Source organism: Staphylococcus caprae (genome assembly GCF_003966625.1).
GTDB lineage: Bacteria > Bacillota > Bacilli > Staphylococcales > Staphylococcaceae > Staphylococcus > Staphylococcus caprae.
Window position 1 is genome coordinate 2,072,525 of record NZ_AP018587.1, and the last position, 23,876, is coordinate 2,096,400.

At 31.6% G+C, this 23,876-nt stretch carries 24 protein-coding genes; 1 reads left to right on the forward strand and 23 read right to left on the reverse strand.

Going from position 1 to position 23,876, the window contains the following annotated elements:
- Positions 1-233: 233 nt before the first annotated feature.
- From JMUB898_RS09925 to JMUB898_RS09935, 3 genes are all read right to left on the reverse strand, one after another.
- On the reverse strand, positions 234-1,202 hold the full coding sequence (locus tag JMUB898_RS09925) for a 2-hydroxyacid dehydrogenase (RefSeq protein ID WP_002441747.1): 969 nt from the start codon (positions 1,200-1,202) through the stop codon (positions 234-236).
- Between the two features lie 73 nt (positions 1,203-1,275).
- Entirely contained in the window at positions 1,276-2,055 is a 780-nt protein-coding gene (locus JMUB898_RS09930) for a TIGR01457 family HAD-type hydrolase (RefSeq protein WP_002441745.1), read from the reverse strand.
- Positions 2,055-2,489, reverse strand: a complete 435-nt coding sequence (locus tag JMUB898_RS09935; RefSeq protein WP_002441743.1) for a DUF86 domain-containing protein — start codon at positions 2,487-2,489, stop codon at positions 2,055-2,057. The genes JMUB898_RS09930 and JMUB898_RS09935 overlap by 1 nt, the downstream gene beginning before the upstream one ends.
- A 118-nt stretch (positions 2,490-2,607) precedes the next feature.
- On the opposite strand from JMUB898_RS09935, the gene JMUB898_RS09940 reads away from it, so the two are divergent.
- Complete coding sequence (locus JMUB898_RS09940; RefSeq protein WP_002441741.1) at positions 2,608-2,874, forward strand: DUF3055 domain-containing protein; 267 nt, start codon at positions 2,608-2,610, stop codon at positions 2,872-2,874.
- A gap of 117 nt (positions 2,875-2,991) precedes the next feature.
- On the opposite strand, the gene JMUB898_RS09945 is transcribed toward JMUB898_RS09940, so the two are convergent.
- The 20 genes from JMUB898_RS09945 to essB all read right to left on the reverse strand — a co-directional run bounded on the left by JMUB898_RS09945 (position 2,992) and on the right by essB (position 23,863).
- Positions 2,992-3,375 carry a YutD family protein gene (locus tag JMUB898_RS09945; protein WP_002441738.1) on the reverse strand — a complete coding sequence of 128 codons (384 nt, stop codon included), beginning with the start codon at positions 3,373-3,375 and terminating at the stop codon, positions 2,992-2,994.
- 104 nt (positions 3,376-3,479) lie between these two features.
- Entirely contained in the window at positions 3,480-4,397 is a 918-nt protein-coding gene (lipA, locus tag JMUB898_RS09950; RefSeq protein WP_002441736.1) for a lipoyl synthase, read from the reverse strand.
- Positions 4,398-4,480: 83 nt separating this feature from the next.
- Entirely contained in the window at positions 4,481-5,800 is a 1,320-nt protein-coding gene (locus JMUB898_RS09955; RefSeq protein WP_002441735.1) for a bifunctional metallophosphatase/5'-nucleotidase, read from the reverse strand.
- Between the two features lie 93 nt (positions 5,801-5,893).
- A complete protein-coding gene (locus JMUB898_RS09960; protein WP_002441733.1) occupies positions 5,894-6,721 on the reverse strand; it encodes a sulfite exporter TauE/SafE family protein in 828 nt (275 codons plus the stop codon).
- A 13-nt stretch (positions 6,722-6,734) separates the two neighbouring features.
- Positions 6,735-7,583: a DUF72 domain-containing protein gene (locus JMUB898_RS09965; protein WP_037541233.1), complete on the reverse strand. Its 849-nt coding sequence runs from the start codon at positions 7,581-7,583 to the stop codon at positions 6,735-6,737.
- Between the two features lie 223 nt (positions 7,584-7,806).
- Positions 7,807-8,874, reverse strand: coding sequence for an NAD(P)H-dependent flavin oxidoreductase (locus JMUB898_RS09970; protein WP_037541232.1), 1,068 nt, complete (start codon positions 8,872-8,874; stop codon positions 7,807-7,809).
- A gap of 24 nt (positions 8,875-8,898) precedes the next feature.
- A complete protein-coding gene (locus tag JMUB898_RS09975; RefSeq protein ID WP_002441726.1) occupies positions 8,899-9,924 on the reverse strand; it encodes a hemolysin family protein in 1,026 nt (341 codons plus the stop codon).
- A 216-nt stretch (positions 9,925-10,140) separates the two neighbouring features.
- On the reverse strand, positions 10,141-10,812 hold the full coding sequence (locus tag JMUB898_RS09980; protein ID WP_002441724.1) for a DUF5079 family protein: 672 nt from the start codon (positions 10,810-10,812) through the stop codon (positions 10,141-10,143).
- Between the two features lie 982 nt (positions 10,813-11,794).
- A complete protein-coding gene (locus tag JMUB898_RS09985) occupies positions 11,795-12,406 on the reverse strand; it encodes a hypothetical protein (RefSeq protein ID WP_002441721.1) in 612 nt (203 codons plus the stop codon).
- Positions 12,407-12,735: 329 nt separating this feature from the next.
- Positions 12,736-12,942, reverse strand: a complete 207-nt coding sequence (locus JMUB898_RS09990) for a hypothetical protein (protein ID WP_002441720.1) — start codon at positions 12,940-12,942, stop codon at positions 12,736-12,738.
- Between the two features lie 164 nt (positions 12,943-13,106).
- The gene (locus JMUB898_RS09995; RefSeq protein WP_002441717.1) at positions 13,107-13,478 is read right to left on the reverse strand and encodes a cystatin-like fold lipoprotein; all 372 of its coding nucleotides are present in this window, start codon (positions 13,476-13,478) and stop codon (positions 13,107-13,109) included.
- Positions 13,479-13,515: 37 nt separating this feature from the next.
- The gene (locus JMUB898_RS10000) at positions 13,516-14,100 is read right to left on the reverse strand and encodes a DUF5080 family protein (RefSeq protein WP_002441714.1); all 585 of its coding nucleotides are present in this window, start codon (positions 14,098-14,100) and stop codon (positions 13,516-13,518) included.
- A gap of 28 nt (positions 14,101-14,128) precedes the next feature.
- Positions 14,129-14,587, reverse strand: coding sequence for a DUF5085 family protein (locus JMUB898_RS10005; protein ID WP_002441712.1), 459 nt, complete (start codon positions 14,585-14,587; stop codon positions 14,129-14,131).
- Positions 14,580-15,035: a DUF5085 family protein gene (locus JMUB898_RS10010; RefSeq protein WP_037541228.1), complete on the reverse strand. Its 456-nt coding sequence runs from the start codon at positions 15,033-15,035 to the stop codon at positions 14,580-14,582. Before JMUB898_RS10010 ends, JMUB898_RS10005 begins: the two co-directional genes overlap by 8 nt.
- Positions 15,035-15,679, reverse strand: coding sequence for a DUF5079 family protein (locus JMUB898_RS10015; protein ID WP_002441708.1), 645 nt, complete (start codon positions 15,677-15,679; stop codon positions 15,035-15,037). The genes JMUB898_RS10010 and JMUB898_RS10015 overlap by 1 nt, the downstream gene beginning before the upstream one ends.
- An 11-nt stretch (positions 15,680-15,690) precedes the next feature.
- Complete coding sequence (locus JMUB898_RS10020; RefSeq protein ID WP_044466328.1) at positions 15,691-17,346, reverse strand: T7SS effector LXG polymorphic toxin; 1,656 nt, start codon at positions 17,344-17,346, stop codon at positions 15,691-15,693.
- Between the two features lie 18 nt (positions 17,347-17,364).
- A complete protein-coding gene (locus JMUB898_RS10025) occupies positions 17,365-17,760 on the reverse strand; it encodes a YwqH-like family protein (protein WP_002441703.1) in 396 nt (131 codons plus the stop codon).
- A 33-nt stretch (positions 17,761-17,793) separates the two neighbouring features.
- Positions 17,794-18,063, reverse strand: a complete 270-nt coding sequence (locus JMUB898_RS10030; protein ID WP_037541224.1) for a TIGR04197 family type VII secretion effector — start codon at positions 18,061-18,063, stop codon at positions 17,794-17,796.
- Positions 18,064-18,068: 5 nt separating this feature from the next.
- Positions 18,069-22,517 (reverse strand): type VII secretion protein EssC, encoded by a 4,449-nt coding sequence (gene essC, locus JMUB898_RS10035; protein WP_126501996.1) that lies wholly within the window; start codon positions 22,515-22,517, stop codon positions 18,069-18,071.
- Positions 22,518-22,537: 20 nt separating this feature from the next.
- Positions 22,538-23,863: a type VII secretion protein EssB gene (gene essB / locus JMUB898_RS10040; protein WP_002441698.1), complete on the reverse strand. Its 1,326-nt coding sequence runs from the start codon at positions 23,861-23,863 to the stop codon at positions 22,538-22,540.
- Positions 23,864-23,876: the final 13 nt, after the last annotated feature.

Sequence of the window (23,876 nt, forward strand, 5' to 3'; positions counted from 1 at the left end):
TTATAATCTTTGTATAATGAGCTAACTTAATATTGAATGACGAATAAAAAAAGTCGTCACGTATTTTAAACGATTGAACGTTCTCACTTTTATTAGAACAACATTATTTTAAAACTAAACAGTCAAATAGACAATTACAGACTGTATAACAAAATTGTTAGATTAAGCCACAAAAAACTCACGTAATCAAAACACGTGCTTCAAACTATGATTACATGAGCTTTTATGTCTATTTAATTTTTAAATTCCACAGCAGTGATTGGTGGTTTATTTTCCAAAACGGCTAAAATATTATCAACACAAAGTTGAATCATTCGATCTCGTGTACGGCGAGAAGCACTACCGATATGAGGCAACACCACTGCATTTGGTAGTTGTAACAATGGATGATTCATATCAATAGGTTCTTGACGTAAAACATCCAGGCCACAAGCTAAAATGTCATGACGTTGTAATGCTGCAACTAATGCTTCTTCATCAACGATGGCACCTCGCCCAATATTGATAAATATGGCATCATTTTTCATCATCTCAAAAGCTTTAGCATCGAATTTGTTTTCCGTTTCTTGGGTCAATGGTGCTGTACAAATCACAAAATCACTCTCTTTTAACAATTCTTCGAAAGTGACATATGTGGCGTTTAATTCCTTTTCAGCATCTGAATGACGAGAGCGATTATGATATAAAATACGTGTATTAAACCCCTTCAACCGATGAGCGAATGCCTTACCAATATCGCCCATACCAAAGATGCCAACTGTTGAACCATAAACATCTTTGCCTGAAAGTAGATACGGTCCCCAGCTTTCCCACTGGCCTTCTTGCACATATGTTGCCGCTTCTATAATTCGTCGCGCCACAGTAAGCATCAATGTAAACCCTAATTCAGCGGTTGTTTCAGTCAATACATGAGGCGTATTTGTTACTGTTATACCATACTGACTTGCCTTATTTACGTCGATATTGTCATATCCGACTGCCATGTTCGCAATAACCTTAAGGTTTGATGCTTCTTTTAATACTTCTTCATCTATTCTTTCACTTAAAGTACTTAAACATGCCGTGGCGTCTTTGATTTCCTCTAGGAATGCTTCTCTAGGCATGGGCGTTAGTTCTTTATCCCACATGACAACATTGCCAATCCGTTCTAATTGTTTCACAAATGGTTGCGGTACCTTTCTGGTAATCAGTATTTTATTCATTTAATCACTCCCTTACTTCCCAAAAAGTAAAATCTTATTCTGCACATTCTACTAACGCTCTTATTATCTAGGTTTACTTTTCAAGTTCGGAGATTGCAACATTTAAATCAGCAAATGAATGTGTAGGTGGAACGTCTTTAGTTTGAATCTCTTCATATGTCGTTACGCCTGTTTGAACGTGAATCGTATCAATACCTACATTAATTCCTGACATGATATCTGTATCATATAAGTCACCAACCATAGCAACATCTGATTTATCTAGCCCAAGAATTTCTATCGCTTTATTCATAATGATAGGTTCTGGTTTCCCAATAAATTGAGGTTGAACACCTGTTGAAACGCTGACAACACTAGTAATTGCACCATTACCTGGTAAGAATCCTCTTTCTTTAGGTATAGAAACATCTGGGTTAGTTGATATAAATTTAGCACCATTACGCACGCCAAGTGTAGCAACAGCGAGCTTTTCGTAAGTGACTTCCTCGTCTAAACCAATTACCACATAATCTACGTGTTCATCATCTTTAACTGTAAGTCCAGCTTGAGTTAAAGCTGTTTTCAATCCATTGCCACCTAACATATAAACAGAAGCATTAGGATGTTCTTCTGAAATGTAATCAGCAGTTGCAAGTGCTGAGGTTACAATTTCGTCTGGCTTAGCATCAATCTTCATATTGCGAAGTTTTTCCGTTACTTCGTCTGGCGTTTTCGTTGAATTATTCGTTACATATAAATGCGGAATATTGTTTTGATTTAAATAATCGATAAATTGTGCTGCACCATCAATTTCATCTGTACCTTTATACATGGTACCGTCTAAATCGATTAAATATGCTTTATAATGCTTCACTATTTATTCTCTCCTTTTCCAAATGCAGTGATTGGGACATTCTCACTCTCAAGAAATTGCGCAACTTCTTGAATAAACTGCTTATAATAAGGTAAAGCTTTATCAAATAAAGGAGCGATTTCTTCAATATTTAATTCTGTATAATCATGAGCAAACTGCTTTCTCACATCTACCGTGTCATTAATATGAGTTTGAGTCTCTTTAGAAATGACATTTTCCAATTCTAAGATATCAATCACATCTTTATAATTACCTGGGTCTCTTAATATAAATCCATCAATAATCATATTTCCAATATCCACAGAAGATTCTATTAACATTTGTGCAATTCGCTCAAATGCATAATGATTTTCTTTATTTTCACCATAATCTTGCGTTAAATTTTGTAAGTATGTTAATTTCTGAGTTAATTTATCTTTATCTACGAAATACATTCCCTAGTCACCTCTTCATACGTCTATCATGATTATCATATCATAATTTTGCAGTCCTCTTCATTTGTCGTTATACTTAGACGTAACACTTTTTGGAAAATAAAGGAGCGCATCACGCATGATTGATATGTACTTATACGATGACGAAGAACAAAGCCAAGTTCAATTCGTGGGATTTGTTGGCGAACACAGTCGTTATGATTTAATGCTCGTTCAAACAGATAGACATTACGGTAAAACACTCGTATTGAACATGCAAACAAATAAATTTGGAATAATCGGTACTGATGATATAGAAGAAGAGGGTTATATTGCGCATATCTTAGGCGTTACAGAAGAAGAAGGCAATGAAATTATCGAATATTTAAATGAGGTCATTCAGTAATTGAAGAGAGATTCAGTTGAGCTTGTATAGACCGAAAGTTTATCACCTTCAAATTCAAAAAATATTAAAGCAAAAAGTCCATTAAATCGAGGTATATTGACTCGACTTAACGGACTTTTATTTATGTTCATCTTTATTTTCAGTATCTTGAATGGTCGGTTGTATCTTAACATCATGAAGTTTATCTATAAGCACTTCTTCATCTTCTACTTCTTCAATCAGTTCATCGGCCGGAATATGTCGTAATACGAAATAAGGACATCCAAAATTGCAATATTCTAGCAAGTAATCTTGAATACTTGAAAAACGCTTGCTAATTTCAGCTTTTCTATTATTATCTTGATAAAACCCTTTTAAACGTAATTGATCATATCCGAAGTCGCCGACCACATAATCATATTTGTCTAAAATATCTGAATATCTCGATGCAAAAATTTCTTCATCAAAACAATCTCTATATTCTTCAATTAATTCAAAGTATTGTTCTTCCACTTTAATCATGATTTCACCTAATTTTATTAATATAAAAAAGGTTAGGACAATTATCGTTAAGTTACTCTGTTCAAACCCTAAACGTCTTTGTCCCGACCTCTTTTAAAATAGATTTATTTACTTAATTGTTCTTCCCCTTGACGTTGTCTTTCTTTAGCCGCTTCGTTAACTTGTTCATCGGCATGATATGAACTACGTACAAGTGGTCCTGCTTGGCAATGCTTGAATCCTTTATCCATAGCAACCTTTCTCATTTTGCCAAACTCTAATGGTGTATAGTATTTCTCAACTTTAAGATGTTTACGAGAAGGCTGTAAATATTGACCAATCGTTAAAATATCTACATCATTTGCACGTAAATCATCCATTGTTTCGTAAATTTCTTCCATTGTTTCCCCTAAGCCAACCATTAAGCTAGATTTTGTAGGAATATCTGGTTGTAATTCTTTAGAACGACGTAAAAATTCTAATGTTCTATCATACGTTGCGCGCGCACGAACTCTTGGCGTTAAGCGACGAACTGTTTCGATGTTATGGTTTAAAATGTCTGGTCTTGAAGCCATTAATGTCTCAAGTGCTTCATAGTCACCACCCATATCTGATGGTAAAATTTCTATCGTTGTAAATGGATTTCTCGCTCTTACTTTACGTACTGTTTCAGCATATACATTTGACCCTTGGTCTCTTAAATCATCACGTGCTACTGCTGTGATCACCACGTGTTTTAAGTTCATTAACTCCACTGATTCAGCAACACGTTCTGGTTCGTTCAAGTCTAATTCGTTTGGCAACCCTGTTTTTACCGCACAGAATCGACATGCTCGTGTACATACTGCACCTAATATCATAAACGTAGCTGTACGTCTTGCTCCCCAACATTCATGTATATTAGGACACTTGGCTTCTTCACAAACCGTGTGTAAATTCTTCTCACGCATCATCTTTTTGAGGCCAGTATAGTTTTCGTTCGTGTTAAGCTTTATTTTCAACCAATCCGGTTTACGTAAAATTTCTTCATTTTTAGTCGCCATAACAACGCATACCCTCCTGTTTATTCTCTCTCCGTATATTATAACGAAATTAACAATAAATTAAAATCTAATATACGTTAAATTTAAAGACTAAGCAACTTTTCCTTAAAAATGTCTCTTAAAAATTCAGGCATAATATAATCAGTTGGTAACCCTTTTAAAATAGGGAAATATCTCCCAAATGTATACATATCAACAGTGCCCAATGTATACTGCTTATCCCTTTGAATTTCCTCATTATTAACAAAATAACGATCTTCTGACTCAATGAAACCTATGTTATATAGAATGTATCCTCCGAAAATGTCTCCCCTAAATCCTAAACCTTGAGCATGTTCATAGATGTACTCTTGTTTTTGACTTTTCTTAATCACTTGAATCAATTCATCTCCAGTTAATCGTACTCTCACTAAGTTGATAGGATGTGGTAACATGCGATGAATGTCGTATTCTGTCACTTCATCCGCTTCTATACTATTTACAATTAAGCCTGCATTCACTATCGCGCAATCTGCATGGGTAAATTCATACACACTCTCAGCAAGTAAATATGATGTTTCAGTAATCATATCTGTTTTTTTCTGCAATTTCACATGATGGTTAATCACAGGTTCACTTAATAGTGCTTTACCTTCTTCGTCAAAGTGCGTTTCTACCTGAGGTAAACCGTCAAGTGGGTGAAGCTTTGCTCTTTTATCAGTTACTTTACCTTGCTCAATAGTAAGGTTGACTTCGCCTAAATAATGCCCATACTTTCCAGCCGCAGCCATTAAAACGCCATTGTTGATTTCTCCATTTTCAAAATAATGGTGCGTATGGCTCCCAAAAATAACATCAATTTCAGGAATTTCTTGGCATAATTTCTCATCAAAGAACACACCGACATGGCTCATAACAATTAAAATATCGAACTGACCTTGTTGTGCATCAATTCCGTCTTTAATAGCGGCTAGAGGATCCGTCACAATCCAATCTAACGCCCTATAGAAAGGCGTGAACGGTGCTGTCGCAGCTACAAATAGAATGCGTACGCCTTCAATTTCTTTAATATAGGAAGAAGCAATTTGGTTAGGTAACTGACCTTGCTCGTCAAACACATTCGCACAAATCACTTTGAACTTCGCTTCGTTATAAAGATTTTGCAACGCTTCGTGAGAAATAGTCATACCTTCATTATTACCAATGGTCGCAATATCACAGTGCGCTTCATTCAGTAGTTCAATATTCTTCTTACCTAGAGTGGCTTCTGTAACAGGCGCTGATAGGTCAACATGATCACCAATATCTATGTAAAGTGAGGGATGATGAAGTTGCGGACGGTGATCGGCTAAATAGGCTTGAATACGTGCATATTCATTTAAATGACTATGAATATCGTTTGTATGATAAATCGTTAACTCCATAACTAGACCCCCTCTTCAATCATTGATTATTATGTACTTATTTTTTACTTTAGCATTTAAATACGTTATCTAAAAGTAGAAGTGCTTATCAAATTATAATAACGATTTGATAATTAAATATGCACCTATAAGTAACATCACTGTTCTTAATAGCATGACAACAGTGTCAGATTTAATTGAACGATTCACTCTCACTCCAATTTGTGCACCAATAATACTAGAAATAATTAACGCAATAGAGTAACCCCACGCTACATGGCCTTGCACAATGTGTCCAACTGAACTCATCACACTTGAAAAGAAAATCATCATCATGCTTGTACCTACAGCCACATGAGGTGGAAATCTAAAGACGATGAGCATCAGTGGTGTCATAAGTGCGCCTCCACCTATACCAAATAGTCCAGTAAGTACTCCAATAAATAAAGTAGCTACAAAGGCAAAGAGTGGTGGCACACTGTAATGATAAGTTTTCCCTTCCACATCTACATATGTACGTTCGTATTGAGGCTTATCAAAGATTTTAAATGGTTTAATTTTGTGGCGAACCATCAGTAAAATGGCTACACAAATCATAAATATTCCAAAATATAAATTGAAAGAATCTAATGTTAAATATCTACTCAAAAACGAACCAATCAGAGACCCTGGGAGCAACCCAAATAAAAAGATTGACCCATTTTTAATGTCGACTTGCTTCGTTTTTAAATATCCTAAGGAAGAAGACAATCCGGTAACGATAAGAATGACTGAAGATGTACCAATAGCAATCTGTGGTGTGATACCGTGAAGTAAATGATGATTCACGCCTAAGTAAACAAGTGTTGGTACTATGATGATGCCTCCACCTATACCTACGATTGAACCAAGTATTGCAGAAAGGCCTCCGATAAGTACTAATAAAATAATAGTTAATAACATGACATTTCGCCTCTTAGAATAATTTTAATTGTTGTGGTGCTAATCCTTCGTAATCAATACCTAAAATATCTTGATACGTTTTAGCATTTTGAGCAGCATGACCACCAGAATTATTATTAAAAACGACATAAACCTTTTTAGCTTTATGATTTAATATCTTCACCTTTTGTGCTAAATCTGAAAGTTCTTCATCGTTATAATTATATAAATATCTTACATCTCGCCACTCTTGATCAGTCATATCCTTCTTCGTCCAACCGTGCCTATTTCGACCGTGATAACGAACAAAGGCAATTTCATGAGTAATACGATTGACCAATGGAATACTTCCTTCTTTCACTTGTGGTTCATCAACTACAGAATGAATAATTTGGTGTTCCATTAAGAAAGACAATGTTTGCTCTTTGAAACGTTCATCAAACCAAGATTGATGTCGAAATTCCACACACATTGGGAAATCCTCTAACTGTTTCCTCACATATAATATGTAATTAATATTTTGAACATTACAATCAAACCATGGTGGAAATTGAACTAATACCATTGCAAGTTTGCCATGTTCCTTGAGAGGTCGAATCATAGCCTTGAATTGTTCAAATAATTCGTTACGCGTCTCTGAAAAATCTTTATAATCCGCATGTAACGTTAACGCTTGATGTATTTTCACGATAAACTGAAAGCGCTTGGGCGTCTCATTTATCCATTTTAATATGTTTCGTTCTGGCTGAATCGCATAATATGAAGCATCCAGTTCCACTATTGGAAAATGACTAGCATAAGTCTTAAGCTTATCCGTTTTACGTTCTAAATCTTCATATAATGTATCATGGTCTCCCCAACCAGTAAGACCTATTTCTATCATATTTATCACCACCAACATGATACCATACAATAAATCAGCGATTCACTTTATCAATCTAAAATTTACATATTCTTTAATGATTAAAATCGAATCACTTTTATTTTGATTGAGAGAAGTATAATTTAAGCGCACTTTCAATTCAGCCATCTACTACCAATATATAAAAGGAGACTCAGACAACAAATTTTGTCCGAGTCTTCTCCAATTGTGACACTATTTTGATTTAATTCTGTTTTAATCTTTCCTCAACTTGTGAAACAACTTTATCCATAATCATAGCCGCATGCATTTTCTCAGCAAGTCGTGGCGACTGACCACTCCACATATGTGTGAGTTCTGGGTTACCATCTTTAGCAGCTGCTTTCCTAATACTATTCGTCAATTGATTTTGAATAGGATAATCAGGAATTTCTCCATCATATTGATTCATCTCATCGATAAACGCATTATGAATACCTCGCGCATACTTTCCGCTAAATACTTTAGTAACAACTGTATCTGTTTCTTTACTATTTAGGATGGCATTTTTCAATAAATCATTCGCAGCACTTTCATCAGTAATTAAGAACGCCGTACCCATTTGAACACCTTGGGCGCCTAGCATCATACTCGCAAGAAGGCCTCGTCCGTCCATGATGCCTCCTGCAGCGACAACAGGTAACGACACTGCATCCACCACTTGAGGGACGAGAGACATCGTTCCAATCATTGGTTCATACTTTCCATTATTTAAAAATGACCCTCTATGTCCGCCCGCTTCACTACCTTGAGCGACAATTAAATCCATACCGGCACGCTCGTTCTCAATGGCTTCATCTACAGTAGTAGCTGTACCAATCAATGTTACTTTCGCTTCTTTAAGTTTCTGTATCGTTTCATGATCAGGAATACCAAATGTAAAGCAACACACAGGCACATGATATTTAATGATCATGTCTATCGCTTGCTTGAATTGTATTTCTTCGGTCACATTTACTACAGGTTCTTCTAAGTTAAATGCACGTCGATAGGGTTTCAACCATGCATTCATATGCTCAACTTGATCTGGTAAATAATGATTCTCGCTAGGAACAAATAAATTCACACCAAATGGTTTATCAGTTAGTTGCTTCACTTCTTGAATTTCTTTTTCCAACTTTTCAGCATTAAAATAACCGGCACCAATCGTGCCTAAACCACCTTGTTCACTGACAGTCGCAACCAGTTGAGGTGTAGTGCTACCAGCCATCCCTGCTTGGATAATAGGATAGCGCACGCCTAGTCGTTCAGTCATGTCATTATCATTCCACATCATGCTCTCCCCTTTACAACTCAGTTATCGTCGTTCCACACTTTGCGGGAACTTTTGATTTTTCAATTTTTCTTCCTCTTCTTGGTCCATCTCGTCTTCAATGTCCATACCTAACAATTCCTCGATTAAATCTTCATGTGACACAATCGCATCGGTGCCACCATACTCATCAAGCACGATGGCTAAATGTTTACGTGTCACTGTCATTTTACGTAAGACCCATTCCGCACGATTATGCTCATTAACGAATAGTGGACTTGAAGCATAATTCGTAATCCTATCATTTTTATGCTTACTCCACGCAAGTAAGTATTTTGAATGAAAGACGCCAATAATATCATCAATATCTTCATCATATACTGGATAACGTGTATACGGTTCATTCATTACAGTTTCATATGCTTCATCATAAGTCACTTCTTTTGAAAATGCCACTACATTCACACGTGGCGTTGTATCTACATCGGTTACTTTTAATTTCTCAAAGTCCATTACATTTTGTAAACGTGCATTCTCCACTTCATTAAAGGCGCCTTCTCGCCCAGCAATATTTAATAACGTACGTATTTCTTCCTTATTAAAACGTTTTTCAACTGGCTTTCCTCGAGAAAACATATGATTAATTCCGTCAGTCATTTTATTTAATAATACTGTTATCGGCTTTAAAACAATGACACAAATATTGATCACAGGATAAACCAAACGTGAAATTTTGTCAGGGAACGTCGCGGCTACTGATTTTGGAATCACTTCCGAAATTAAAATAATCACTATCGTAATAATGGCAGCTGCAATTCCTATATTAACCCCCATTCGAATAGCTAAAATCGTCACTAATATAGGTAAAATAATGTTTGCTACATTATTACCAATAAGGATTGTAGTTATAAACTCACTCGGCTTGTCTAATAGTCGAGTTAACCCTTGGGCCTTTCGATCACCATTCTTAGCTTCCGTTTGAAACTTAGTACGATTTGCCGCTGTTAAAGCCGTCTCACTTCCTGAAAAGAAAAACGAGACAAAAATCAAAATAACAATCGCAACAATCATGATGCATTCTCCTTATAGAAATAATCAATTTAAGCATTAATAAACTATTTCCCGAGAAATACGTATTTGAAACGGGACCAATTCCAATGTGGTACGTATTAAAAAAGATGAGAATACTAAGTTATAAACTTAATACTCTCATCTTCTATATTGTGTGAAGGTAGTTGGAAAATTGAATTTATTTAGCATTTATTTCTCTCAATTAGATTCAGTCATCTAATCCTCTATAATTATAGCTTTAAAATCCGCATATTTTTTCATATATAAAAAGGCAACAACATTTGCTGAGAGAATAATGAGGATTGAAGCTATTATAGTAAATTTATTGTCTAAATAATATGGAAGCATAAAATATTCAATAATCTTCTCCACAAATATTAATTGTGCTAATGCTTTGAAGATAATACCCAATTTTGCAATTAATTTATTATCTATAAATTTTTCAATAAAAGGTACATCGATTAAAATAAACATGTTACTGATTAAGTCTAAAATACAAAAAAGTAAAATTATAGATGTAGTTACTAACCAAAAATTTTCTAAATTATATTTACTTTGTAGTGCTAATACATAGAAAATATTATGGAACATAAAAATAGCGTTATAAGTGCTTAAAATATTAACAGTTGTTAGAAATTTCGCATACTTCTTTACCTTAAACTTATTATCTATATTTTCGTATTTGAAAAAATCTTTAAATTGAATAACACTTATAATTATAATAATGATTTGAACTATCAAAAATATTCTTAATCCTAAATACATATCTTCAATATTTGCACCAAAAAGAAATACCAATGATGCATAACTCAATATTAAAAATAAAAATATACTAAGTACTTGAGCTCCTGGTTTTCTTATATCATCTAAAAATTCCGCAGTAGACATTTTTATCCCCTAACATATGACTATATATTCTTATTCGATCCAATCTAAATAAAATTACTGTTTCTAATTCAATGAAACTAGACAATTATAAAAATATTGAATGTTATTATTATTTAATTTTCACTTCATATATATCAAAAAAATGTTACCCACTATACATAATGTTAATTAAGTAGCAAGGCGATACTAATACTTACCCAAATAGCACACAAAATAGAAACTAATATATGATGTGTAACAATTTTATATTTAATTAAATAAAATATCATCTGTATGAATGTAAATATCAAGTAAAATACAACTGTTACGGCAACGAAAGAATAAAATTCATCATCACTTCTTATAAATTCATTATTATTTAATATAATTGTCATTAGAAACAAACAAATGGAAATATAGAAAAAGTGAAATCCTCTATTCTTTGAAGTTCGTAAAAATTCTAATTTTTCTTTAAGGTTACTTTGTCTAATATGGTCATTAGAATGTTTTATTTTCTTAATAATTAACGTCTTTCTCATTTTCACAAAATAACTTCTAACAGCTAAAATCATATATACATATGAACTGAGCAAAAGATTTTCATTTAACGATTTAGTATTATTGAAATAACTTAATATAAAAATTATTAAAAGTATACTTAAATTCACTATACAAATGTAAAACCTTTTAGTGTTAAAATCATCATTATTTTTACTTATATACGAGGAAATCATATATAATAATACGATTATTATAGTTATAACTATTGTCATATTTCACCTCTGTACATTTTTATTTAGTACCTACTTTAACTTTTACTTCTGACCAATTAGTTATGAAATTTGATTTAGTCATGTTATCTATATTCAAATATAAACTAAAACAAATATGGTGCTTCGATTTTTAAGATCATAATAGTTTTAGAAATTCCCTATGAAAATTCACATTACTCTTTTTTATAACCATATAAAATTTTATTTATATTCTTATTGCATTTTTAAAATCAACGACTCTGGCTTAAATAATGATAAATAAATATAACTCTTAATATATAAAATAGATTTAATATTAGTACTATAAGTTGAAACCATAAAAAATACTTGCTTTGTTCTAAAGATGGAAAAGTGAAACAATTAATCATTATATAAACCACACCCAATATAAGAAATATTGTTAAAATAGCAATATTTAAAATTTTATTAGCGTATACTATGAAAGTCGTTAAAATTAAAATAAATCCAATGTAAACTGCTGTATTTTTAAACCAAAAATTATAAATATTAATATCGTTAAATAGTACTATTGTAAAATAAATCATTGAAATTAGATATGGTATACTTAAGCCAAAAATTACATTATTAAATAAATAAGATTTCAATAAAATTTTCGATTCTCTATTGGCATTACGAATTTCAAAATAAAAATCATTAAAATAGAAAACTATGTTTAAAATCCAAATGAATAAGATGATTATTAGACTAAGGTATATATATGGTGTTGCCTTATTAATTCCTTCTAATACTACAAAACCTGTAATTATTATAAAAAAAGAAACAATATTTATTATACTAACAGGTACCAAATAAGCATCTTTATATATTCTATATTTATTCATTAATAAACTCCTTTTAAAAAGGATAACTATAGAGTACTCATTACCAAAATTCTTAAGTAATTCACTCGTTTTTTAAGTTCTATTAACACTTAATAATTCATGCTTAAAAGAAAAATACTAATTATTTTTATAGTCCAACTTGTCTCACTTATCAATTAGTATTATTTTCGATAAAAATTGATAACCAAAAAAAAGATTTATCTCCTAAATTAATATAGGAAATAAATCTCTAATATAAATACTAAACCATTTTAAAACTTCCGTTTTCAGTATAATATTGATAAATTTCTTATATTGAATATACTGCTATGGTTATAGTGCATTTCATTTTAAGTAAACATTCTAATTATATTTATACCCACAACAACTACTACAACAATAATTGATATTTGTAGTAATTGCGCGCCTTTTTTCTCTTCGTATTTTTTATATTTAATACTACAAAGTATGCTCCCTATTGCAAATAATGGGAAAATAACCGTTAATACTATAAAAATCCACGCCCATACCTTTAGAGCTTTTCCATCTTTTTCCATGCGTACAATTCTCCTTAAGTAAATAGATTAATAAAATATAAATTCTATGATTCAATTATATGAAAATTTCATTCATTTTCATATAGATTAATCGAAGATATTACCAACGATATAACTATTTCATTAAAATTATTAATAATTATATTTTCAACTGACTACTTAATTTATTTCTTTTCAACTTTTTGATTTTCTTCCTCATAATCAGCATCATGTTTTTTCATATATTTCATTGGATCCGCTTCTTCATCAAATTTTGCTTTGCCATCCTTAATATTATAATAGAAGTAATGTAATTTATTTTCCTTTTTAAATAATTGAATGCCAATGATGATAACTTTTCCATCTTTATAAACATGAGTATTACTTTTATCTCGATCAATTTTAGTATTTACTTTATCACTAAACAGTGAAATCTCTTTGTTGAGCTTTTCTTGTTCTTTATAAACTTTATCAATATCTTTTTTATATTTTTCCCCATTATTGCACCCTGCTAAAACTATCGTTAACATCAATAATATAACTAAAACTCTTTTCATAATATGTATCTCCCTATCATTTGATTTTATTAAACTATTATAAAATTAAGGTTGTTATAATAATCCAAATAGTAACAGTTAGAGGAACTATTGTTTTAAATAAGAAAATACCATAACGGCCCTTTCTATAAAAATCAATAATCAACCATAAAACTATTATAATAATCCCAATTAACATCAAAGTTGAATTCACAGAAACTGCATCATCCTTCAAATCAATATTCATCCTTAATTTTGTAATAATGAAAAGCATCACTGAAATAATAAAATAGTATACTGATCTAACTCTAGCAGTTTGTAAATTTAATTCACGTTCTTCCAAATCTTCATCTGAGTTTAAATGCTCTTTTAGAATGACATACTCAACTACTTTTGGTTTTATCCAAAAATATTTTATTGCAAAATACATATATACATATGAACCATACATAGTAAACATAAGATAATTACTTAAATCCTTAGGTTTTAAATATCCACCTATATAATAAAAAACAATAATCGATATTAAAATGAGTAAATCAATACATAAAGGTAAAATTGCAAAACCCTCTGTTTTTAATAAACTCACAAAAATTATTGTATAAAAGAGAATAAATAACCCTATTAATACTACAAATACCATTAAAGTTCTCCGTTCTTATTAGAAAAATTTACTCATTTTCATAAACTTTTGCTTTAACTTCTACCCATGCTTTTTCATTCTTATAGTTAGTCTTGAATATATGATAGTAAGGTGAAATAAATGTCAAATTATTTTCTTTGGCAAATGTCTGCATTTCATTTAACAATTCTATTTCATCTTTAACAAAATTATTTGAGGTTATGCGACCCTGAAGTAAATTGTTAATATAGAAATACGTTCTATACTGTAGTTCTTCACATGACTCGAATGGCTTATTGACCGCTATAAAAACTTCAATATTTGAATTCTTATGTAAATCCACTTGAGTAACCGCAAAATGTAAGGGGCTTTTAGCAATTACTCCTTTACGTTCTAATAACTTATTAAAGTTCAAAAATACGCTCTCAAAGTCACTTTCAGTTACATCAAAATATGTTTTGTAGGCAACATGTTTCAACATTATAGTTGAATAACTATGTTTATTCATTTACTTCACCATCATTCACTTCTAACTGAGCATATATTTCAAATGCCGTACCACCAAAATAATCTACCATTACATGATAGTAAGGCTCATCTTTAATCGATATATCATTATCTTTTGCAGCTGTTTCAATTTGTCTATATACTTGTTCAAATTCTTCTTCATCAAAACACTTTTCAGATAATGTTGGACCTACTTCTAAAACATCAATATATTCAATATTTAATTCAGGTATATCTTGTAATTCATTGTTTAACGAAATATAGGCTGTGTATTTAAATTCACCTAAACCAATAGATTTTCTTTGAAATACTATAGGTCCCGTAGGATAAATATCCTTATCCATAAAAAAATCATTTATCGTATCCAAACCTTCTAACCAATCATCATTTTCATCAATTTCATATGTAATTTTCACACAATATGGCATGATTAACATTCCCAGTTCCATTATTGCACTTCCTCTTCCCCATTTTTCATCAGATATAAATACCATGAATAATTGTAATAGCTTCTAGTTAAAAGACCATATACACATAATAAAGCTATAATTCCACCAACTATAAACATATTTTCACCATCTGTAATTGGAACGATAAAAGCAAAGTAAATTAAAGAAATAATAGATAAAATGATAAGAATAATTCCTATTACTTGTATTAGTTTATTAATTGATAAGTCAATAACTTTAAAATAACTAATGCAAAAGAGATGAAATCCTATCCATGATACTAAGAGTATAATTAATAAATATAACCAATAATTAAATACATTAAATTCATTAACAGTTGCCCCTATAAAATAAATTGAAATAAACGCGATTATCAAACTGTAACCACACAACACATTTACTATCATATAAGTAAGGACGTGTTTTTTACTAAGGTTAATACTCTTATTTCTCTCTTGTAGAATGGATATAATATTAATGATCAACCATAACACTATGAAAATAATTATATATATTGGCAAACGTTGATACGTATTATTTAAAGATAATAATATTCCATAAAATAAAATCGTTAGACCATTTATAGCTATTCCAAAAGGAGTTAAATACGCATTTTTTATATTTCTAACGGCTTGTTTTAACATTTAATTCACCTCTAATTAAAATTCATTTTAAATGCTGAAGTTGTTTTCTTCCATGCATCCTTCGCATTGTCCAAACCACTATTTATACCGTCTTTAGCTACTTGTGTAACAGACTTATGAATAAATGGAAGTTTCGTTTCTAATGCTAAACCTGCTATCGCTCCTACACCGGCTCCTACCAATGTTCCTAATACTGGAACTGGAATAGCAGTACCTATTGCTGCTCCTGCAGCACTGCTCGCCCCAATAGCAGCTAAATCCACGCCAGAACCTACAAAAGTTTTTTGTGGATCATCTTTTTTATAGTTGTCCATAATTGCTGAACCTATTGCAAGTGGTTTTAAAATCTTCCCTCCCATTTTTGTAATTTTACCTATTTTTCCTAGTATATTTTTATTTTTAAATTCGTTCACTCCACCTCTAACATTCTTATTCCAATATTTTTTGAAATTATTTTTAAAACCACTTATAGTGAAAGTCCCTTTGTTTCCAAAAGCTTCTCTAAGACCTTGATTAATAAAAGTATTTTTAAATTCGGTACTAGCTGCTTTTTTCATTTCTTTTGTATCAAAAAATTTCTTTGCATCACCAAATTGGTATTTAAAATTCTTATTTTTTATACTTTCTCTTAAAACTTTAGCATTCATACTATCATAGTTCTGCACTTTTGATAGCCAATTCACTAAGTTTCCTTTTTTAAATGGGTTATTTCTCACAAATTCACTAGCATTTTTAAATGAATTTTTTAACTTAATGTCTGACTTACTTACATTAAATAGAGTCATAACTCTACGTAATTGTCTTTTATTCATACTATTGAATATTTTATTTACGTCTCTGTATTTTAAAAATTTGTCAAAACCTCTTTTGACACTACCATCACCAATAGCTTTAACAACAAAGTACTCCCGTCCTGCTTGGACCATTGCTTCATAGTATTTTTTATTTAAACCAGGTTGACCTTCTATACTATCGCTAATACTTTCCATGTATTTTTGCCATTTTATCAATTCTTCGCTTGTTTTATGTACAAATCTTGCTTTATCTATCTTTCCACTTGTTGAACTTATCCTAGCTCTATTAGGTGATAGCTTTTTAACATATGAATTTAAACCACTTAATTCTTCGATTAAATTGTTCGTTCGATCCCCATCGATTGAATTATTAGTATCAAAATCACGAAGTTTTTCCAATGTCTTGTCTATTTGTTTATTGAATGTAGCCATCTTATTAGCTAAATTAGTGGTGTCAATTTTATTAGCAGTGGTTAAATCTGCTACATCCATAATCGAATTATTGGCGTCGTCACTTGATTTATAGACATCGCCTAAAGTATCGTCAATTTTTTGTTTATAATCTTTTATTTCATCTTCGACCAATATAGCAGATGAATTTTTATCTACTTCGCTCTCAAATTTATCTATTGATTTCTTTATATCTGATTTATATTTTTCATTTATTGTTTTTATTTTACTTATGTTTTTTTCATGAAAAGTTTTTGTATAATTTTTAACACTATCGGCAGCTTTCCCTTCAAAACCGTCAGTCCCAATCAAACTTGTCATACTACTATTTAAATTTTCAACTTTAGAATTTAGAGAATCTAGAGAACTATCAATTGATTGTTTCATATTATGAACTTCGTTCATATCTACTTTTAACCCCATAACAACATTCTCCCTTCACTATAATTTATTTTTTAAAGAATTTATTTCATTTTCTAATCTAGTTATTTCTCCCTCTACTCCTGTAATTTCATTCTCTTTTTTAGATATATCAGATTCCAAGTCATCTATAGCTTCTTCATAATCTTTTTTTACTTTTTTCATTTCCTCGTCCATGTTCTCTTTATGTTCGTCGCTCTTTGATCTGGTTTCCCCTTTCCAATCTGAATCTGCAATCTTAGTATTGTTGTACTTAGAATGTGCGGAATTAAAATCATCTTGAGCACTTTTTACACCTTTTAAAGCCTCTTTCAAACGTTTTAAATCTTCCCTTAACCCGCTTAATTCGCTTTGTTTACCACTTTTTTCATTTTCCTTTTGAGAAATTTTCATTCTTATCTCAGCTTTATTACTCATTCATACCCATCCCTTTTTAATTTCACAATAAATTTATGACTCCCGAATTTGTCCAGCAATATTTTGATCATTTTCTACTATTTCGTTGACCGTAGTTTCCATAGCTGAAGTATCTTGACTAACAATACTTTCATAGTTAGATATAGCAGATGTATAGCTTTCAAACATATCTACGTATTCTTCAAAAGTGACTAAATTTGTTTTAGATAGGTTTACTTCGCTATTATTTCCCATTAACCCTTGGCCATTATTTCGTATATTATTGATATCCGATGAAACAGAGTCTTTGTTTAATTTTATCATCAGTTTCACTCCTCGAATAATTTGAACTTTTTATATTCTTGATTAGAAATATAATACATTTCTTTTGATTTCAATTCAGGTTCACCAAATCGATCTTTGACTCTAATGAACTCTTGTTCAGATATTTTATGACCAATAACTGCCTGATTAACAGTTCTAGTCATCATTTTGCTTTCTTTATCGTATGCGCCGACGGTATCTGAATATAAGCCGCTACCGATAACAAAGACATTATATTTAACGCCTTCATTAAATAGATAACGTATTTCATTTTCGTTCATACCAGTAATTTGATTAAACCTTTTTACATTATTAATAAATACAATTTTTCTTTCAGATGTAGATCTTTCTCCATTTTTTCGCGCAGCTATTTCCTGAGAAAATCCTTTTCTGATCATAGTTAAATCTGAAGGACTAGAATAATAAGATGATACTTCATTCGCATACTGTGCCATGTTTTCATCTGCATCTGCTAATAGAACTACATGTTCACGGGAGTAAACACTTAAATGATCTAAAATTAAATGATTTAAATATTCTTGTTCATTTGGTTTAATTGCGGTAACAATTGAAGATTTATCAACTTCTAAACTCACTAACTCTACGTCTTCAAAGTCTAATCCGAGTGGTAGTTTGTGTTCTTCTAAGATAAGTTGTTCGAGATTGTATCTTCGTTCTACGTCTTCTCTGATTACTTTCTCTGGCATCATTGGAATGTGTGCTGGGTAATCGCCAACGAAGTTTTCGTTCATTTTGGCGATTTCGTCTTTAATGTGACTGTTATACGTTTCGCCTTCGCCTACTCTAAATGGTTGTGCAATTTGGAACTGAGTAAAGTTATCATCATTAATCGCAGCTCGTCCTTTGATGTCTTTAACTCCTTTTTTATAAGAGCCAATAATATTTGTAAGTTCGTTATTTTCGAATAAATATAGTGCAATTCGTGTTTTAATATTTGTGAAAATGGCTGACTTAATCGCATTAGATCTTGAACCAGTTAAAATGATATACACGCCAAGTGCTAAACCTTCACGTGTCACTTTCATCATCATTTCTTCATATTCTTCAACGAATGGTGATTCTTTAACCGTGTCGTAGTTATCAATGATGATAAATACATTTGGCACCGCATCGTTCGTTTCACGATTGTATTGTTCAATGTTAACTACACGTTGTTGACTTAATAGCTTTTTACGATCAGAGATTAATTGATTAATGCGCTTAATTGACTTGGCAATTTTATCTTCTTGGTCAACTGTAAAGTAATCAGCTACATGAGGAACATCGGATACTGGCATTAAACCATTTGTACCAAAGTCGAATAGATACATATGTGCTTGATCTGGTCGATAATGTCTAGCAATATCGAAAATAGTATTGTGTAAGAAATTGGTGCGTCCATAACCAGGACTTCCAATAAGCGCAATATGCCCTGCTTTTTTAAGTTCTAATTCAAGCGGACCTTGATATTGTTCTTCAGGCACATCTTTTAAGCCTACCGTTAATACAACTTCACTAGGTTGATCTGACCATAATTTTGTGAAATATGTTTCAATTAAATCTTCTTGATATACTGCTTCTGGTAATGGTGGCAACCAAGGACGTTTTAAGTCATCAATTGCTAGTTGTTGTGTAACATCTTGAATGTGATGAATCACCGCTTCAAGTTCTGTTTGACTCTCTTGTGGTTCTTCATTTTCCAAACCACTAAGGTCTCTATTAATTGCTTCAAACTGACCATAATCATTGATCATATAAATCGTCTTATCTTCAACTTCATAATTATCCCCTGCAACATCATACGTCGCACCACTCCAAGCAGATTGGAACAATTCGTAAATTTCATTATTACCCACTTGTAAATACGCACGACCTGGTAACGTGATGTCAGCAGCGTCAGGTGTTTTTAAGATTTCATTACTGTCTTGACGGTCTTGCACTTTCAACGCCAATTTAAATTTAGAGTTCGACCAAATTTGGTCATCAACGACACCTGATGGTTTTTGCGTAGCTAAAATTAAATGAATTCCTAGTGAACGACCGATACGCGCAGTTGATACAAGCTCTTTCATAAAGTCAGGTTGTTCAGATTTTAATTCGGCGAATTCATCCGAAATAATATATAAATGTGGCATAGGTTCTGTTGCAATACCATCTTTAAATAGTTTGTGATATTGATTGATATGGTTCACATCATGTTTACCAAATAAACGTTGACGTTGGCGTAATTCAGCTTTAATAGACGTTAACGCTCTCATTGCTTCATCACCATCTAAGTTGGTAATTGTTCCAACGAGATGTTTCAAGTCTTTAAATAAGTTCGCCATACCTCCACCTTTATAGTCGATTAATAAGAATGCCACTTCATGTGGATGGAAGTTAACCGCTAATGAAAGAATGTAAGATTGGATTATTTCAGATTTACCAGACCCAGTCGTACCAGCAATTAAACCGTGTGGTCCATGTGCTTTTTCATGTAAGTTAAGATTGAGAATGTCGTCTTTACCTCTTACACCTAATGGCACTGCCATTGTTTTAAATGTTTCATTTACTTGCCAACGATGCTTGATATCTAATTCGCTTACTTCATTCACGTTATACATTTGTAAGAATGTCACGCTATCTGGAATCGCATTTTTCATATGTTCAATATGATTTAAATTTGCGATACGACGTGCAATATACTCTTTATCCACCCCATCAATATTTTCAGGCGTGAATTTTAATTGCACGAGCTCTTCATTTTTCATAACAAGTTCGCCTTCAGTGCGTGATTTCACATCAATAATCGTCTCAACATGTTCTGGTAAGCTTTCAATGACATCTTCAACGAAAATAAGCGAAATTCCATAATCTGTTAAGTCTTGGTTCACATATTCTAAAATAACGTGGTCAATAATTAGAGACATATCAGTGATAATAAATACAAGATGCGGCGTGAATATAACTTTTTCATTACTTTGTGTCTTTTCTCGAACTGTTTGGATACGCTCTTTAATCATGCTGTAAATTGACGTTAGAATTTGGTCTCTTGTACGTTGATTGTAAACAAACCCTCTAATATTTTGAGCGCCTAACGTCATATGTGGTAACCATCTTGACCAACTGAATGTGTCCTTCTCATCTTCCCTAATTACCAATAAAAATTCTAATTCATGGTAACTATGGAACGTTGATAATTGAAGAATCATTTTTTCAATTTCTTCTATAATAAGATGACGTGTACCAACATAAGCGATTGGCCCATGTGTTAAATCATTGATTAAAGGTGCTTGTTCAACTTCACCATAGAATTCATACAATCTTTTCGCATCGTCAAAGAGTTCGTCACGACGTTGATTGAATTCCTCTTCATGGTAGTCGATTTTAAATGATTTCTTAATATTTGCGACGCCGAGTTTATAGTGAAGATAATCATGGTGGTGAGATGTTTTTTCATATATTCTAGGTGCCTTCGTTTCAACAATATCTTTAATTTCTGGTAATGTTGGATAATGAAAATTTAAACTAAAGCGTTGATCTTTGATGGCTTTGTTAATTTCTGTTGCTTTCTCTTCTAAATACTTCTTATAATCTTTCTCTCGTTTTTCGACATCTTCTTTATATTTCTTTTTCTCAGTGAAATACGTTGTGATACCGAAAATGATTGTAACGGTACTCATACCAAGCATAAGTAAAATATAGACACCTATAGGTCTTACTAAGAAGATAATTACCGTCAATGCAATCATTACTAAAGGTGGAATAATCGCTCGCCAAATCATGGTGTTATTCTTTTGAACAGGTTGAGGTGGTCTTTCAATTTTAATTGTTTCCGTAGGTTCACGATGAATGATTCTAGGCGAACGGTGATAATCGTTATAATCTGTATCAACAGCTTCCGGTTCATCATTATTGAGTACGATCAATTCAGAATGAATGTCCCCATGCGACAGTATTGAGAGGCCTTCTTCTTGAACTTCAAACCAAATACCGTCTATAAATACATGGTCCCCTATATACGCTTTACTTACTTCTTGCGATTGCTTTTCATAATTAATAAATAGCGTGTTATTTGTATTATGCACAATTCTGATAAAATGATTGCGATAAATTTGTTGGATATCCTTAACCATCACAATATCATTCAAGCTTTCAACTTGAATGTCATCAAATGCATTCTCACCAATTGTCATGACTTCTTTAGATGAAGGATACGCATATGAAGTAAGATTGTTTTTAAAATAAATATTGAATATTACTTCGCCATTGTTCGTTTGATATTTAAATTCTTTAAATATTGACGTGTGATTTGCTTGCCATACACCTTGTTCATTTTGTTCAAGGTGTATGGGTTCTTCTAATAATTTAAAGGTAATATCTGCTTCTTTATCATTACTAATGGTATACGTTTTACCATTTCTTAAATTAAGCATGCTTATTTGGTCATTATATTGAATAATCAATTTATGCATAGTTAGTCCCCAGTCCTATACTATTTTTTGCGTTCTGCTTCTTGACGTTTTTCTTTGTCTTTTTGAGCTTGTTTCTTTTGTTTTTTCTCGTTTTCTTCTTGTTGTTTTACTTTTTCGTCTTTTTTCTTAGCTTCTTCTTCTTTCTTTTTAGCTTTTTCGTCTTTAACTTCTTTCTCTTTGTCTAAAATATCTTGAAGTTTATCATTATATTTCTTAGTCTGTTCTGAACGTTTATCATTTGAAAGATTTGAATTATTTTTAATATCACTTAATTTATTAATTAAAGCGAGTTTCATAATATCGTTATCATCTAAATATGTTGCGATATTCAATGCTTCATCTAAATGGCCTTGTCCAAGTTCAACCCAATAAAGTAAATAATCTTTATTAGAATTTGGAGTAATATTATTTAATAAGTTTTCTTTTTTATCTTTTTCTAATCCCTGCTTATTCGTTTGAACATAACTTTTCGCATAAATATATAGCGCTTCTTTATCTAAATTCTTACCATTTAAATCTTTATAGTCATTTAAAACTTGAGTGTAGTCTGATTTAACATAGTCTTTATAACCTTTTTCAACTTGATTATGATTCTTCATAACTGAAAAATAGAGATACACTAAAAATGCGATAAGTAATAATCCTAAAATACTTGCCCCAATAGCTAACCATTTAAAGATTTGGAATTTTCTTTTTCTAACATATGTGAAATTTTGAGAATAATCTTTTTGTTGCTTATTAAACTGTTGCTTAAGAAAATCTTTCAATTCATCTAATGATTTGATATTAATAATTTGATTTTCAAAAGGCGTTCCCTTATGTAGTTCCAAATTCCCTTCAACAAGTGAATCAAATGAAACCTTACTATTAAACGAAGTAATTACTAACGCTTTATATCGAGTCAGAAAATCTTCGTCCGACATTGGTAACGGCTCCACAATGTTTTTCAATCCTCTTGTCTTAAGAAGTGGTAAGCCATCCTTAGTAAAATACAGCTCATTTGGTGCTAAAACGAAGGTATATCTTGTATTTTTAATATCTTCTAATTTAGCAATATTCAATAAATATCTTAATTTTTCATTTTTAGAGAACTTCGTTATTTTGTGAAAAGATGTAATATCATCTGAGATCTTATAATAGACTTGATAACTATCACGCAACTCGGTCAATTCAGCATCAATAAAGTAAGTAGCTTTCTGTTCGAGTAAGTACATTAAATGATAATGTTCTTTCTTAATAGAAGACTTCGTTATTTCTCTCATATCTTCTCTATCATGCTTTTTAACATCTTGCTTATTATCTAATGTTTCTAATTCACTAAGTTCTTTGGATTTTTTATTCGCCATGATTGAATTCTCC